Origin of the sequence: Sphingopyxis yananensis (assembly GCF_020687785.1) — a bacterium.
In the GTDB taxonomy this organism is placed as follows: Bacteria; Pseudomonadota; Alphaproteobacteria; order Sphingomonadales; family Sphingomonadaceae; genus Sphingopyxis; species Sphingopyxis yananensis.
This window is the reverse complement of the sequence record NZ_JAJEWI010000005.1, coordinates 443,546-459,683: the sequence shown is the minus strand read 5'-3', so window position 1 is coordinate 459,683 and position 16,138 is coordinate 443,546. Positions and strand designations below refer to the sequence as shown.

Sequence of the window (16,138 nt, the reverse complement as noted above, 5' to 3'; positions counted from 1 at the left end):
ATTAGATGTGGATCGGCTTTCCAGTCACCGCCATGGCGGCTTCCTTAATCGCTTCACTATGCGTCGGATGCGCATGGCAGGTGTAGGCGATATCTTCGCTGGTTGCACCAAATTCCATCGCTTGCGCCGCTTGGCCGATCATCGTGCCAGCAACGGTGGCAATGGCCCAGACGCCAAGCACACGGTCGGTTTCTGCGTCGGCAATAACCTTCACAAAACCATCGGGTTCGTGGTTGGTCTTGGCACGGCTGTTGGCCATCATCGGGAATTTGCCGACCTTGATCGCGCCGCGTTCTTTCGCCGCTTCTTCGGTCAAACCAACGCCAGCGATTTCGGGATAGGTGTAAACAACCGACGGAATCACATCGTGATTCACAATGCCGGTCAGGCCCGCGATATTTTCAGCGCAGGCGATGCCTTCGTCTTCGGCCTTGTGCGCCAGCATGGGACCAGGGACAACGTCACCAATGGCCCAAATGCCATGAACAGCCGTGCTGAAGTCATGATCGGTTTCGATCTGGCCGCGCTGGTTGGTGGTCAGACCCGCCTTGTCGAGGCCCAGACCATCGGTGTTGGGCTTGCGGCCAATGGCCACGAGCACAACATCCGCTTCCAGCGTCGAAGCTTCGCCGCCCGCAGCGGGTTCGAGGGTGAGAACAGCCTTGCCGTCCTTCACTTCTGCGCCGGTAACCTTGGTCGAAAGCTTGAACTCGACGCCCTGCTTCTTGAAGATTTTGTTCGCTTCCTTGCGAACATCACCGTCCATGCCAGGCAGGATTTGGTCGAGATACTCAACCACGGTCACCTTGGCACCCAAGCGGCGCCATACGCTGCCCAGTTCCAGACCGATCACGCCGCCGCCGATAACCACCAGATGGTCAGGAACCTTGGCCAATTCCAAAGCGCCGGTGCTGTCGACGATGATGCCAGCTTCATTGTCAACGTCTACGCCGGGAAGCGGGGTAACGGACGAGCCGGTGGCGATCAGGATGTTCTTGGCGCGGTAGGTTTTGCCGTCCACGGTGACGCTGTTCTTGTCAGAGAAAGTCGCATAGCCCTTCAGCCATTCAACTTTGTTCTTCTTGAACAGATATTCGATACCGGCGGTCAGACCCTTGACCGAATCAAGGCGTTGGCCCTGCATCGCGTCGAGGTCGAGTTCTGGGGTAACCTTAATGCCCATCGATGCCATGGTGCCATTTTTGGCGGCTTCGAAATATTCCGAAGCGTGCAGCAATGCCTTGGACGGGATGCAACCCACGTTAAGGCAGGTGCCGCCCAAGGTCGCACGACCTTCGACACACGCCGTCTTCAGGCCCAATTGTGCGCCGCGAATGGCCGCAACATAACCGCCAGGGCCAGCACCGATGACGAGCAGATCATAATCAAAATCAGACATGTCTTATTCCTTTGCCCGAAAAGGGCGATGCCCCCAGCGCCAGCGGCGTGGGGGCAAAATGCTTAGAGGTCGATCAACAGCCGGGCTGGGTCTTCGATGGCTTCCTTGATCATTTTCAAGAAGGTCACGGCTTCGCGGCCATCGATGATGCGGTGGTCATAGCTGAGCGCCAGATACATCATTGGGCGGATCACGATTTGACCGTTACGCACGACCGGACGGTCTTCGATACGGTGCAAGCCCAAAACAGCCGACTGCGGAGGGTTGATGATCGGGGTCGACATCAGACCGCCGAATACACCGCCATTCGAGATGGTGAAGGTACCGCCGGTCATGTCCGCCATAGTCAGCGTGCCTTCCTTGGCGCGCTTGCCAAGGTCACCAATCGTCTTTTCGATTTCAGCGAAGCTCATGCTTTCCGCGTTACGGATCACCGGAACAACCAGACCAGCCGGCGCGCTGACCGCAACCGATACGTCGAAATAGTCGTGATAAACGATTTCGTCGCCGTCGATGCGAGCGTTTACAGCAGGAATGGTCTTTGCAGCCAAAGCCGCCGCCTTGGTGAAGAAGCTCATGAAGCCGAGGCGAACTCCATGCTTCTTTTCAAAAGCATCCTTGAAGCGCGAACGCGACGACATCACTTCCGACATGTCCACGTCGTTGAACGTGGTCAGCATCGCAGCATTTTCTTGAGCCGACTTCAGACGCTTTGCGATGGTTTGGCGCATACGCGTCATCTTCACGCGTTCTTCGTTGCGCGACGGGCCAGACGACACAGTGGTGGTCGCCGCAGCAGCCGGAGCCGCAGCCGTGATGGCCGGGGCCGAAGCCGCCGCAGCCAGCACATCTTCCTTGGTCAGGCGGCCATCTTTGCCCGTGCCCTTAATCTTGCTGGGATCCAGACCATGTTCCAGCACCAAGCGGCGAACCGCTGGCGACAGAGTGGTTACGCCTTCGCCAGCTTCCTCGCTAGTGGCAGCAGCCGGAGCGGCAGCAGCAGCAGGGGCCGCTGCAGGAGCCGCAGCAGCAGGAGCGGCAGCAGCAGCGCCGCCAGCCTCGACGATGGCGATCACCGCGCCAACGGCGACGGTATCACCAACCGAGACGACTTGCTGACCCATCACACCAGCAACGGGCGACGGCACTTCGACGGCAACCTTATCGGTTTCCAAGCTAGCAATGGGTTCATCAAGAGCCACCGCTTCGCCTGGCTTTTTCAGCCATTCACCAACGGTTGCTTCGGTAACACTTTCACCCAAAACGGGGACTTTAACTTCGGTGCTCATTTTGCAGTTCCTTGCGGGATCAAGCTTTATTCTGGGTACGACGGATTTCAGCGCGAACACTCAGGCCCAGCGCATCAGCAATTAACGCGCCCTGCTCTGTTTTGTGGCGGCTCATCAAACCGGTGGCTGGCGATGCCGAGGCAGCGCGGCCCGCATAACGCGGACGCATGCCTTGATGGCCAGCGGCGGTCAGTGCGTTTTCGATCAGTTCCTCAACAAAGAACCATGCGCCATTGTTGCGCGGTTCTTCTTGGGCCCACACCACTTCTTCCAGATTAGACATACGGGCCAAACGCACGGCCAGCGGGTCACCTGGGAAGGGGTATAGCTGTTCGATACGAATGATCGTCGTATCCTTCAGTTCGGCGGCGTCGCGGGCTTCCATCAGATCATAGCCGACCTTGCCCGAACAGAGCACAACGCGTTTCACATCCGCATCGGCGGGTGCGATACGGTCCGACATGATGCGGCGGAAATGCGCATCGCCGATGAAGTCGCTACGCTGGGAAACAGCCGATTTGTGGCGAAGCAGCGATTTTGGCGTCATGATAACCAAAGGCTTGCGGAATGGACGCAGCATCTGGCGGCGCAGGACGTGGAAATAGTTCGACGGGGTCGAAATATTGCACACCTGAATATTGTCGCCAGCGCAGAGTTGCAGGAAGCGTTCCAAGCGTGCCGAGCTATGCTCTGGGCCTTGGCCTTCATAGCCATGTGGCAACAGCATCACGAGGCCGTTGGCACGCAGCCACTTGGATTCGCCCGATGCGATGAACTGATCGATCATGATCTGCGCACCATTGGCGAAGTCGCCAAATTGGGCTTCCCACAAAACAAGGCTCTTTGGATCGGCCATGGCATAGCCATATTCGAACCCAAGCACGCCATATTCCGACAATGGGCTGTCGAGAATTTCAAAGCGGCCATGCGGAACCTTGGTCAGCGGAACCAAACGCTCTTCGGTCTTTTGGTCAATCCAGACAGCGTGACGCTGGCTGAACGTGCCACGTCCGACGTCTTGGCCCGACAGGCGCACCTGATAACCCTCGCTCAGCAAGGTACCAAAAGCGGCGCTTTCTGCGGTTGCCCAGTCAAAGACGTCATTATTGTCTTTGTCTGCAAACATCGCGGCGCGGGCATCGATCACGCGGCGCAACGTTTTATGCGCTTCGAAATCATCGGGAATGGTCGTGGTGGTACGGCCAATCGAGTCGAACAGCTTGTCCGAAACGCCCGTCGCAATGTTGCGGCGCGCATTTTCGGGGTCAGCAGGGGCATGAAGACCGGACCAGCGACCAGCGAACCAGTCTGCCTTATTGGCTTTATAGGTCTTGGCGGCTTCAAACTCGTCTTCGAGGCGCGCAACAAATTCCGCACGGCGGGCATCGGCCCAGCCTGCTTCGACTACGCCGTCTTTTTCCAGCTTGGCCGTGAACAGCGCCGAAACCGGCGCATGCTTACGGATGCGGTCATACATTAACGGCTGGGTAAAGCCGGGTTCATCGCCTTCATTATGGCCGAAGCGGCGATAGCACCACATGTCGATCACAACATCGCGCTTGAAATGCTGGCGGAAGTCGATCGCCAATTTGCAAGCAAAGGTTACGGCTTCGGGATCGTCGCCATTGACGTGCAAAATGGGGGCTTGAACGCCCTTTGCCACGTCCGACGGATAGGGCGATGAGCGCGCAAATTGCGGGCTGGTCGTGAAACCGATCTGGTTGTTGATGATGAAGTGCAAGCAACCGCCGGTGTTATACCCACGAATACCCGAAAAGCCGAGGCATTCCCAAACAATGCCTTGCCCAGCAAAGGCCGCGTCACCGTGGATCAGCACAGGCAAGACCTGCGAATGGTCGGTCAGATCGTCACGCACCACTTGCTGCGCACGGGCTTTACCCAGCACAACAGGGTTCACCGCTTCCAAGTGGGAAGGGTTGGGAACCAAGGACATGTGAACATTATTGCCGTCAAATTCACGGTCGGTCGACGTACCAAGGTGATATTTCACGTCGCCCGAACCGCCGATATCGTCGGGGTTTGACGAACCGCCAGCGAATTCGTGGAAGATCACCTTATAAGGTTTGGCCATCACATTGGCGAGCATGTTCAGGCGGCCACGGTGGGCCATGCCATAGATGATTTCCTTCACGCCATACGCGCCGCCATATTTGATAATGGCTTCCATGGCTGGAATCATGCTTTCGCCGCCATCCAAGCCGAAACGCTTGGTGCCGACATATTTACGCGCGAGGAATTTTTCATATTCCTCTGCTTCGATCACCTTGTTCAGGATGGCTTTTTTGCCCTCAACTGAAAAGTCGATGCTCTTGTCCGCGCCTTCCATGCGCTCTTGCAAGAACTGACGTTCTTCAACGTCGGTGATATACATATATTCAAGGCCGACTGGACCGCAATAATTGGCCTTCAAAATGGAGACCAATTCGCGAATCGTGGTCTTTTCCAGACCCAACAAGCCGCCCAAATAAATGGGACGGTCCTGATCCGTGCCCTTAAAGCCATGATATTCTGGCGTCAGGTCGATGGGCAGTTGACGTTGGTGAATTCCCAGCGGGTCGAGATCCGCCGCCAAATGGCCACGCACACGATAGTTGCGGATCAACGTCATAGCGCTAATAGCATCCGAAGCAGCTTGCTCCAGCTCCGCACCAGACAAGGCCTTACCCGATTTGGCAGCACTGGCTTTTACCGCCACTTGCATTTGCTGCGGGTCCAAGGCAGCCGTCAGGTCATCCGTGTCCAGCGGCGGCCAATTGCTTGGCGCCCAGCTTGGTCCGGCCTGTGGCTCATCCAAATCAAAGCTCTGAGATTCGAGGTTCATCTTCTGCTCGCTCGGCCCCTGCCGACGGCAGGGACATTTCCTGGGGGTGCGTCGAAACGCGGGTTTGGGATCAATTTCATCCGACCATCAAAAAACTGATCATATAAGGCCTGACAGGGCGCATTTGATCCATTTTTTTGATCTTTAATGATCGTATTTCTTCATCAGATCAGAAAATCAAATCACGGGCGGGTATCCCTGCCGCCCTCTTTGGCTCTTCCCATCTGTTCATAGGCTGAACGGGGGTCCATTCAGCCTATGATCTAATCCTATCAGCCCGTTGATGCAGGATTGGCGCGCCAACCCTGCATCACTAGCACTTAGAGATTCTTCAGAACGTCCACCAAGGTGGTGCCGAGTTCCGAAGGGCTAGCCGATACGCGGATGCCAGCGGCTTCCATCGCAGCAATTTTGCTTTCTGCGTCGCCCTTGCCGCCCGATACGATCGCACCGGCGTGGCCCATGCGGCGGCCCGGAGGCGCCGTGCGGCCTGCGATAAAGCCAGCCATTGGCTTTTTACGGCCACGCTTTGCTTCGTCGATCAGGAATTGCGCGGCTTGTTCTTCGGCGTCGCCGCCGATTTCACCGATCATGATGATCGACTTGGTTTCATCGTCCGCCAAGAAGAGTTCCAGAACGTCGATGAAGTTGGTGCCGTTCACGGGGTCGCCGCCGATGCCAACAGCCGTCGTCTGACCAAGGCCAGCGTTCGACGTTTGGAACACCGCTTCATAGGTCAGCGTGCCCGAACGCGAAACCACGCCGACGCTGCCCTTCTTGAAGATGCTGCCGGGCATGATGCCGATTTTGCATTCGCCGGGCGTCAGCACGCCGGGGCAGTTCGGGCCGATCAGGCGCGACTTGGAACCCGACAGCGAACGCTTCACGCGAACCATGTCTTGAACAGGAATGCCTTCGGTGATCGCAACGATCAGTTCGATTTCGGCGTCAATCGCTTCCAAAATCGAGTCCGCTGCGAACGGAGGCGGAACATAAATCACCGATGCGGTGGCGCCGGTGGTTGCCTTGGCTTCGGCAACGGTGTCGAACATCGGCAGGCCGATGTGCGAAGTGCCACCCTTGCCAGGCGTCACGCCGCCGACCATTTGCGTGCCATAAGCCAGCGCCTGTTCGGTGTGGAACGTGCCGGTTGCACCGGTCATTCCCTGGGTGATCACCTTGGTATTCTTATCGATAAGAATAGACATAAAATTATAAGCTCCCTGGGGAATTTAGGTGCTCCCCCGTTGCACCCGAAAGCTGTTCGTCGCCCGACATCAACAGACATCGGGCGACGACTTAGAGATTAAGCAAGGCTGGGTTCCAAGGCCTTGCAAGCAACCAACAATTCCTTGACGGCGTCAACGCTGACTTGGAAGTTGGACTTTTCTTCATCGCCCAAAGCGATTTCCACGACTTCTTCTACGCCGTTCGCGCCCAATACCGCTGGAACGCCAACATACAGGCCGTCCAGACCATATTTGCCATCAACAAAGACAGCAGCAGGCATGATGCGCTTTTGGTCACGCAAATAGGCTTCGGCCATAGCGATAGCGCTGGTGGCGGGAGCATAATAAGCCGAACCGGTCTTCAGCAGGCCAACAATTTCGCCGCCGCCCGAACGGGTGCGCTGAACGATCGCGTCAATGGCTTCCTTCGACGACTTGCCCATAGCAACCAGATCATTAACGGGAATACCCGAAACCGTGGTGTAGTTGGTGACGGGAACCATGGTGTCGCCGTGACCGCCCAAGACGAATGCGTTCACATCCTTTACCGAAACGCCAAATTCCCATGCAAGGAAGGTAGCGAAACGTGCCGAGTCGAGCACGCCAGCCATGCCGACAACCTTGTTGGCGGGCAGACCGGAGAATTCGCGCAGCGCCCAAACCATCGCGTCGAGCGGGTTGGTGATGCAGATAACAAAGGCGTTGGGGGCATAGGTTTTAATGCCTTCGCCAACCGACTTCATCACCGACAGGTTGATGCCGAGCAGGTCATCACGGCTCATGCCCGGCTTGCGGGGAACGCCAGCGGTGACGATGACGACGTCGGCGTCAGCGATGTCAGCATAATCATTGGTGCCCTTGATGTTGGCGTCAAAGCCTTCAACCGGACCGCATTGTGCGAGATCGAGAGCCTTACCCTGCGGCATGCCTTCGGCGATATCGAACAGAATAATGTCACCAAGTTCAGCCTTGGCGGCGAGGTGCGCAAGCGTACCCCCGATCATTCCGGCTCCGATCAAAGCAATTTTCTTGCGTCCCATGGCGCGCGGCACTCCCTTCTGGCAAGCCCGGCTTTAATTTACAGAGCGATAAGGGCACGGGCCATAGCCCCATATCACTCCCAAAAGACTGCCAGCGCCCTACGCTGATTCCCCTGCTGAAACAACAGGCAAAAATCGAGGGGAAGAAGTTTCGTTGATAACAGTTCGCAATATCAATAAAAGCATTGTTACGACCGAAGAAGCAAATCATCCAATATGCAAAAAGCAAAAACACAAGGAAGAATCAAAAGCGTTCAAACACTCCATCATAGTGGATCCGGAAACAGGACATAAACCCAACATATCCACTTGAGATAAATTGTAAAGCTTAGAAAATATCTTTAGTTATAAAGCGATATTTCATGAAATTGTTGCGATATTGGCGAATAAAATTCACAAAAATCCAAATCAACAGACAAAAAACGGACAAATTTCGGCGCCCCCAGCGCGCCCATGAAGCCATCAACGCAAAAGACGAGAAAAAAGTTTTGCACCAACCCTGCCATCAGCAGCCCAACGACATCGAATCTCATGCGTCACCCCGCACCAACGCTGACATGCAGAAAATGACCCAAGACCGGTCATGAGAGCTAGACTTGCTTTAAGAAGGCGTCGCCTTCCATCTTACCGCGTGATGTGCATTCCGCTTGGCTGACACGACCAGCGCGTACAGCCGTTCACGATCGCTGAAACTGCCAAATGAGGAAAAGAAGGTGCAAGTATGTAACCTGCACCTTATTATGCCTAAACCTAGGCTACCAACGTAATTTTAAAGACCGGAAGCCCATAACCGCACCTCCAAACGCCTCTGCTCCAACGTCGCCATTATCCAAGTGAAAATCTGGAATGCGCGTCAACCACGCTTGTATCGAAACCAAAATCTCACGCTTGGCGAGGTGCGAACCTATGCAACGGTGCGGACCGACCCCGAAAGTTACATGATTATTTACTTTACGATTCAGATCAATTTCCATCGCATTTTCAAATATTTTATTGTCGCGATTGGCTACGGTGTTCGGCAGAATAACACGATCATTTCGTTTGAACTGAATCCCACGAAACTCGCAGTCCTTCGTCACCCGTCGATATAAATTCGATACGGCATTAATGCGCATCAATTCTTCTAATGCAATCAGCGAGGCTTGTTGATCATCCATTTTTGAGATGAAATGCTGGCGAGCCCTTGGGTTCGTCGCAAGATATCGCCAGATATACGTCATGGTATTTGTCACAGTATCGAGGCCCGCAACAAAAAGTAAGAAACCGCAATTTAAAATGTCATCCCATTTATGTTGCTGGCCGTTCTCATCGCGCCCTTGTACAATCGTCGACGCAATGTCTGTTCCTGGGTTCGCATTTTTTTCGCGGAAAAGTTGATCAAGCACCGCGTATATATCGGTCACATTTTGAGCCCGGACCGCTGGATCAACACTCCGGAAAAATGTGTTGGCGAGCGCAAGAAACTCCGGCAGTCGTTCAGCGCCTAGTCCGAAAAGCTCTAAAAATGTCGCTGTCGGGAAAAGTTCGGCATAATCACGAACAAAATCGCAGTGGTTCTTGGCTTCGAATGTGTCGATCAAATGATTAGCCCGCGCGTGCAATCCCTCAGTCATGCGTCGTACGGCCAAAGGCGTAAACATAGGGGAAAGCAACAGACGAAAAACTTTATTATCCGGTGGATCAATCCCTTGCGGCTGCATTATTGGAAATGGCTCAATCGGAGGAATCGGCGTTTGATATGTCGAAAATAATTCGTGGTTACGATATCCTTCCACCACATCCGCGTAATTGAGGAACACCCAATGCCCACCATTGTGGGGCGTGTAAAAAATAGGCGGGACCCCTTGCTTGACCAAATTGTGCCAAATTTCCGTGGGGTCCGTGCAACCCGCTGGGATGTCGAAAAAGTCGAAATCGACAATATGATCGCTTGGCACATGATCGGGAGGTGAAGGCTGCCACAACAAGGTCATTGAGCATTTCCTTTCACAAGACGCAGAGCCCCTTCGGGACAATTTCGAACCGTCAATCGCACTTTCTCGATGAGGTCATCTGGGATTTCATCGACTTGAACGACAACCTTTCCTTCAATGGGATCGGTTGAAAAAACTTCTGGGCATAGATCTTCGCATCGCGCATGACCTTGGCAAATATCCAGATTAGCAATCACTCTCATTTTGTTGTCACTCCCAAAATATGGATTGGGACTAACAGATTGGGTATAGAGTCTTCACCCGCACGCTGATAACAATATGCGACATAATGAACAAATTGCGATTGAGTTCTAGGTGACACAACATCAAGAGGAAATAATACGGCACGTGTCTACGCGGTCCGGAACCTTGGAGCTCATCGAATGGCATTGGCCAGACATTGTTGAGTTTGAAGAGGTGGCCACCCATCTGATGCTAGAGCAATCATTGCCGCCTTACTCAACGGATTCCAATGCAGAATTCCCCCATATTGCACCTGGCCAACGATGCTTCATGGGGACGATGTTTATCCGCTACCCAGGTGTTACGATATCTGGCCGAGGAGAAGGCGTACGCAGTCGTGTTCTCCGGGTAACGTTCGAGCCCAAATTAGCCAATAATATAACCAACGGCCTGAGCGAACTGCCATTACCCGTTCTTCAGTCTCTCTTGGATATTCGCAGCGAAATATTGCGCAATTTATTGCGGCTAGCCCACCTCGAATTAAACCGGTTCGATCCACCTTCTACCTTGGCGATTAATGCCTATCTTCAGCTTATTGGTCTTGAAACCCAACGGGTCATTGCAGAGGAGCATAATAATCTGGCGACAGGCCGGCTGGCTCCTTGGCAGCTACGACGGATCAAGCAATATTTGCGAGAAGTGTCGCCGCGACCGACTATAGAAGAGCTTGCGAAGATATGCGGTATTAGCTCGCGCCATCTTCAGCGGCAGTTTTCCAGTGTTTCGGGAAAATCTATTTCCAAATATGTGGAAGATTTCTGGGTTGAACGCGCTTGGCAATTGTTGATACATTCGGCACACCCTATCAAAACCATCGCTTCCGATTGCGGTTTTGACCATGCGAACAGCTTCACACGCGCATTTTCTCGTGCAACCGGCATCGCACCGCATGTGCTCCGTCAACGAGCAGCACAAAAAATATCAACTGGTTGATAATATTATGAAAATATCGACCTATAGTCTGCATTTACGCGTCCAAGTGACGCCTGATCATCAAAATTTGGTCAATTCAATCTATTGCATATGGTCGTTTCCAACCCCTCCACAGCGACCGAACAAGCAAGCACTTGGTCGGCAATCCGTCTGCTGTCATAGCGCGTAACGAATGGCCTCCTCTGGCTAATGTGTCTGCGGCCCACCCGCTTGCTCGGCGACTTACCCCTGATCTTCTGATGGGCCATGGCCCAAGGCCAGATAATCGTCGGATTGCATTTCGGCCAAGCGGCTGGCGGTGCGTTCAAATTCAAAGGCTCCGTCGCCCGCGACATAAAGGTCGTCCGGTTCCGCCGCTGCGCTGGCCAGCAATTTGACCTTATATTCATAGAGCGCGTCGACAAGCGTAACAAAACGTGCCGCTTCGTTGCGATTTTCTGGTCCCATGCGCGGAATGCCGACGATGATGACGGTGTGAAATTGGCGCGCCACGGCCAGATAGTCGGTTGCGCCGCGCGCTTCGGAACATAGGCGTTTGAACGAAAAGACGCCGACGCCCTTTAACGCCTTAGGCACATGCAACAGGCGGCCACCGCCCACATCCAGTTCCAGCGAGGGCACATGGGCGCGGTCGGCGGGCGAAAAGTCGGTGAGGCGGAAAAAGGCCGCCGACAATTGCTCGGTGGCGGTGTCATCCGACGGCACAAACCAGCGCCGCCCATCCCCCAAGCGGTGACGGCGGTAATCGGTGGGTCCGTTGAGGCTGAGGACATCCAGCCTTTGCTCGATCAGCGCGATAAAGGGCAGGAAATGCTCGCGGTTCAGGCCGTCTTTATACAAATCACCGGGCGGGCGGTTGGATGTGGCGACCACGCACACGCCTTGGTCGATCAACGCCGTGAACAGGCGCGACAAGATCATGGCGTCTGCGCTGTTGTTGACCACCATTTCGTCAAAGGCCAACACTGCAAGGTCCGCCACCAAATCCGCCGCCACTTGGGGAATGGGATCGCCCTTTTCCTGTTTGCGCACTTCGCGCATCCGGTCGTGGACATCCAGCATGAAGGCGTGGAAATGGACGCGCTTTTTCCGGCTGATGTTCAGCGAATCGTAAAATAGGTCCATGACCATCGACTTGCCGCGTCCTACCGCGCCCCACACATAGACGCCGCGCGGGGTTTCGGGCTTGCCCTTGAGCAGGCGGCTGAAAAACCCACCGCTGCTGGTAGTTTCCAATTCCGATTGCAGCCGGTCCAAACGCTGGGCGGCGGCACGCTGTTCGACATCGGGCTTTAACTCGCCCGACGCCACCAACCGATCATATTCTTCCAACAGACGCATTATCGCTTCTCGTTAATCTTTCTGACGGTGCCATTGAACGATGCCACAATATGATCGTCCGCAGCGCCTTGCACGACCAGACCCCGCAAGAAGATCAGTCGTCCGGTTTCGCGTACCATTTCCACCATGGCGTCCATATGTTCGCCCACACGGCCCGCGCCAACAAATTGGCTGGACAAGTCCAGCGTCACACTTTGCGCACCATCAATAGAGCCCAAAGCGCGCATCGACCCAAATAGCGCCACATCCATCAAGGCCAAAATCACCGCGCCATGAACATTATCGCCCAAATTGCTGTGCTTATGCTGGGTCTGCATCCGCACGCGGGCGCGGGGACGGCCATCGGGTGTCGGTTCTTCGACGCGCACCATCAGGGGCTGAATGAAATTGTTGAACCGCGTTTCATCGCGCAAATTCCAAGCAATCCAACCATCGCCCAAATCTTGGTGATCGAAATAATCCGACGAGAAAGCGGCTCCTTGTGGGTAGCTGGAAACACTTGTCATCCTATTATCCCCTAAACGATCAACGGTCCCGCCAGCACATGGAAAATCCAGCGCCTGCGAGACCGTATGATGGGGCAGGCGGGACATTGCCCGCCGCCAAAAAATCAGCTTGTCTTTCTGATTCGACAATCGATCAGATGTGACGTTCCGCTTCCATCTTCTTGATTTCGGCAATGGCGCGGGCGGGGCTGAGGCCCTTGGGGCACGCATTGGCGCAGTTCATGATGGTGTGGCAGCGATACAGACGGAAGGGATCTTCCAATTCGTCCAGACGCTCGCCGGTATATTCGTCGCGGCTGTCAGCCAGCCAGCGATAGGCTTGCAGCAAAATGGCTGGGCCAAGGAATTTGTCGCTGTTCCACCAATAGCTGGGGCAGCTGGTCGAGCAGCAAGCGCACAAAATACATTCGTACAGGCCGTCCAGCTTTTCGCGTTCGGCGGGCGATTGCAGGCGTTCTTTGCCGCTGGGGGTCGTTGTCTTGGTCTTCAACCAAGGTTCAATCGACGCATATTGCGCATAGAAGTGCGTGAAATCAGGCACCAAATCCTTGATCACGTCCATCGCGGGCAGCGGGGTGATGGTGACATCGCCCTTCAGCTCGTCGATATGGGTCGTGCAGGCCAGACCATTTTTGCCGTTCATATTCATCGAACAGCTGCCGCAAATGCCTTCGCGGCACGAACGGCGGAAGGTCAGACCCGAATCCTGTTCGCTCTTCATCTTGATCAGAGCGTCCAGCACCATGGGGCCGCAATTATCGCGATCAATTTCGAACGTATCGAAGCGCGGGTTTTCACCGCTGTCCGGATCGTAGCGATATACTTTGAACGTCTTCACGTTCGTCGCACCCTCGGCCTTGTGGACCTTACCCGTCTTTTGCGGGCGGCTATTTTTGGGCAGACGAAATTCAGCCATGACAATCGGGCTCCATCTATGCAGTCGCGGCGTGACTAGACCCGATTACCCCATAGAACAAGAGGGGGCAGTGCCAAAAATCCTATCAAGCCCGCAGTTTCTTTGCGAAAGATTTGCGATAAGGCCGTTATCGGACCATTTGAAAAAGCGGTTCGAACTTTCCCGCGAAATAGATTAGAGCGCAGCCATGTCGTCCGACCCTGCCCTTCAGCCCATCACCAGCCGCCATGTTGCCAAAGGGCTGGGAACCACCCTTTTGGCCCGAACTGGGGCGGTGGTAGAGATTGTGGCCCAACCCCTTTATGTCGTCATGTTTGGCCTGACGGGGTTTGGATTTTACGCCGTATTGTGGGCGGCCATCAACATATTACAAAATATTTTCGATATGGGCATGACCAATGCCTTGCAGCGCACGGTTCCGCAAAGCGCTTCGCGGATAGAGGCTGTGGCCGCGCTGCGAACGGCTATTTTGTGCGGGGTCACGCCCTGTCTGATGGCGTCGGTCGCAATCTATATTTATGCGGACCAACTGGCCCATATTTTCAACGTGGCCGCCGAGCATCAAAGCATTTTGGTCCCGTCGATCCGAATATTTGTCTGGGCGTTGCCATTATGGGCTTTTATCGAAATTATGACCGCTGCGATGCGCGCCCAAATGGTGTTTGGCGCGGAAATTCGGTTGCGAATCATATGGGAACAAATTTTGCGGCTGGTTTTCGCCGCGATCTTATATGCCGCCGGCTATGGGCTTACGGGTTTGCTCTATGCCCATTTGCTGTCGCTGTCCGTCACCGCCTTGCTGTCCATTCGATTGACCGCCCGCTATTATGACTTGGCCGATATTTTTCGCGCGCCATGGGGCAGCGACATCAGCCGCAACAGTGTGCAAGCTGGCTTATCGGTGTTGCCGACCAATATTATCAGCCGAATCTTTACCGACGCCCCGATGCTGATTTTAAATTTCGCCCTGCCCGGTGCATCCGGTGCGATGGCGGCGGGGCTGTTCACCATTTCGCGCAAGTTATCCAGCGTCGTTCAATTGGTCCGAACCGCTTTTTCCTATGTCATGGCCCCCTTGGCATCCTCCGCCGAGAAGCGAGACCGTGCGCAAGTGACGGAAATTTATGCCTATGCAACCCGCTTCATCGTGGCTGTTGCGCTGCCCCTATCTTTGGTTCTGGCGGCAGGAAGCGGGCCTTTATTGTCGCTGTTTGGACCAGATGCCCAAATGGCCAAAGCCGCGCTGATCATCCTGCTTATGGCCCGTGCAATTGAGGCGATGATGGGTATATCCAGCCCCGTTTTACAGGTTATTGCCGCCTATCGCCATCAATTGACCGCCAGTATTATCGGCATTTTATCAGCCATTGGCGCAGGATTTTTAGCGACACCCTATATGCCGCCGCTGACCGCCGTTACATTGGCGATGGCGGTTGGGCTGATTATATCCGCCGCCATCCCCATGATTCAACTGGCGTGGATTGAACGGCTGCACCCCTTTGATCACCGCTTTCCATCCGTCTTGTGGCGAACATTGGGGCTGAGCGCGATTTGCTGCGGCGCCGCCACTTTGTTCAGCCAGTTACCAGACTTTCTTTCCATCCCCCTGATTGTCATCAGCGCTGTGGCCAGCATCTGGGCGTCTTTGCGTTTTGCATTGCCCATCGAAGACCGCGCATCGCTGGGCAAATTGGGTCGAACCTTGCGATTAATTCCATGACCCCAACCGCCGCCCCCGTTGCCTTTTACGATCTGGATCGCACCATATTGGGCACCCCCACTTTTACCCTATTTCTGTTTTGGGCAGCGTGGAGCGACAAGCCGTGGCGGCTGTTCTTGGTGCCGATATGGCTTTTGCTGGCACTGGGTTATGGGTTGAAGCTTTATGACCGCAGCCGGTTTAAACCCGCCGCCATCCGAATTTTTTTGGGACGCGACATGTCGCAGGCCCGCATGGCCCGCTTGGCCCAAAAATTTGCCGCATGGCGCGTGGCAACAGATGTTCAACCGGGTGCCAAAGCCGCCATCGCGCGCGATCGGGCCGAGGGGTATCGGTTGATTATGGCAACCGCTGCCCCCGAATTTTACGCCCGCGAAATTGGCAGGGTCTTGGCGTTCGATGATGTTATCGCATCAAAGCATCAGCGCACGGCCGATGGCGATTGGAGCCCCATATTGGACGGCGAAAATTGCTATGGCCCCGAAAAGGCGCGGCAGGCACAAAAATGGCTTGATCAACAATCGGGCCGTCCGGCGCATATCCGTGCTTATTCCGACCACCCCAGCGACGCAGGTCTGTTTGCTTTGGCGGACGAAGCCGTGCTGGTGGGCCATCACGACAAGCTGGCCAATTTGGCCCAGCAGCATGGCTGGCATTTCCAAGATTTTCGCCGCACCGCCTGACCAACGCGCAGCGCAGATCAGCGG

General features: G+C 54.9%; 13 protein-coding genes. 3 read left to right on the top strand and 10 right to left on the bottom strand.

Annotated features, from left to right (window positions below; translation table 11 throughout):
* Position 1: 1 nt before the first annotated feature.
* The 7 genes from lpdA to LKO31_RS04695 form a co-directional block, all read right to left on the bottom strand.
* Positions 2–1,399, bottom strand: coding sequence for a dihydrolipoyl dehydrogenase (gene lpdA, locus LKO31_RS04725; protein ID WP_227688940.1), 1,398 nt, complete (start codon positions 1,397–1,399; stop codon positions 2–4).
* Positions 1,400–1,461: 62 nt separating this feature from the next.
* Positions 1,462–2,688: a 2-oxoglutarate dehydrogenase complex dihydrolipoyllysine-residue succinyltransferase gene (gene odhB / locus LKO31_RS04720; RefSeq protein ID WP_227688938.1), complete on the bottom strand. Its 1,227-nt coding sequence runs from the start codon at positions 2,686–2,688 to the stop codon at positions 1,462–1,464.
* Between the two features lie 19 nt (positions 2,689–2,707).
* Positions 2,708–5,530: a 2-oxoglutarate dehydrogenase E1 component gene (locus LKO31_RS04715; protein ID WP_227688937.1), complete on the bottom strand. Its 2,823-nt coding sequence runs from the start codon at positions 5,528–5,530 to the stop codon at positions 2,708–2,710.
* A gap of 320 nt (positions 5,531–5,850) precedes the next feature.
* Positions 5,851–6,738: a succinate--CoA ligase subunit alpha gene (gene sucD, locus LKO31_RS04710; RefSeq protein ID WP_227688935.1), complete on the bottom strand. Its 888-nt coding sequence runs from the start codon at positions 6,736–6,738 to the stop codon at positions 5,851–5,853.
* 98 nt (positions 6,739–6,836) lie between these two features.
* The gene (gene mdh / locus LKO31_RS04705) at positions 6,837–7,799 is read right to left on the bottom strand and encodes a malate dehydrogenase (RefSeq protein ID WP_227688933.1); all 963 of its coding nucleotides are present in this window, start codon (positions 7,797–7,799) and stop codon (positions 6,837–6,839) included.
* A 755-nt stretch (positions 7,800–8,554) separates the two neighbouring features.
* Entirely contained in the window at positions 8,555–9,772 is a 1,218-nt protein-coding gene (locus LKO31_RS04700) for a cytochrome P450 (RefSeq protein WP_227688929.1), read from the bottom strand.
* Positions 9,769–9,975, bottom strand: coding sequence for a ferredoxin (locus LKO31_RS04695; protein ID WP_227688927.1), 207 nt, complete (start codon positions 9,973–9,975; stop codon positions 9,769–9,771). Before LKO31_RS04695 ends, LKO31_RS04700 begins: the two co-directional genes overlap by 4 nt.
* Positions 9,976–10,120: 145 nt before the next feature.
* On the opposite strand from LKO31_RS04695, the gene LKO31_RS04690 reads away from it, so the two are divergent.
* Complete coding sequence (locus LKO31_RS04690) at positions 10,121–10,948, top strand: helix-turn-helix domain-containing protein (protein WP_227688926.1); 828 nt, start codon at positions 10,121–10,123, stop codon at positions 10,946–10,948.
* A gap of 222 nt (positions 10,949–11,170) precedes the next feature.
* On the opposite strand, the gene zapE is transcribed toward LKO31_RS04690, so the two are convergent.
* The 3 genes from zapE to LKO31_RS04675 form a co-directional block, all read right to left on the bottom strand.
* Entirely contained in the window at positions 11,171–12,289 is a 1,119-nt protein-coding gene (gene zapE / locus LKO31_RS04685) for a cell division protein ZapE (RefSeq protein WP_265104535.1), read from the bottom strand.
* Positions 12,289–12,795, bottom strand: coding sequence for a PaaI family thioesterase (locus LKO31_RS04680; protein ID WP_227688925.1), 507 nt, complete (start codon positions 12,793–12,795; stop codon positions 12,289–12,291). Before LKO31_RS04680 ends, zapE begins: the two co-directional genes overlap by 1 nt.
* 133 nt (positions 12,796–12,928) lie before the next feature.
* Positions 12,929–13,711, bottom strand: a complete 783-nt coding sequence (locus tag LKO31_RS04675) for a succinate dehydrogenase iron-sulfur subunit (RefSeq protein ID WP_227688924.1) — start codon at positions 13,709–13,711, stop codon at positions 12,929–12,931.
* A 187-nt stretch (positions 13,712–13,898) separates the two neighbouring features.
* Between LKO31_RS04675 and LKO31_RS04670 the strand changes: the two genes are divergently transcribed.
* Both LKO31_RS04670 and LKO31_RS04665 read left to right on the top strand, forming a co-directional pair.
* On the top strand, positions 13,899–15,431 hold the full coding sequence (locus tag LKO31_RS04670) for a lipopolysaccharide biosynthesis protein (RefSeq protein WP_227688923.1): 1,533 nt from the start codon (positions 13,899–13,901) through the stop codon (positions 15,429–15,431).
* A complete protein-coding gene (locus LKO31_RS04665; protein ID WP_227688916.1) occupies positions 15,428–16,114 on the top strand; it encodes an HAD-IB family phosphatase in 687 nt (228 codons plus the stop codon). The genes LKO31_RS04670 and LKO31_RS04665 overlap by 4 nt, the downstream gene beginning before the upstream one ends.
* The last annotated feature ends 24 nt before the right edge of the window (positions 16,115–16,138 follow it).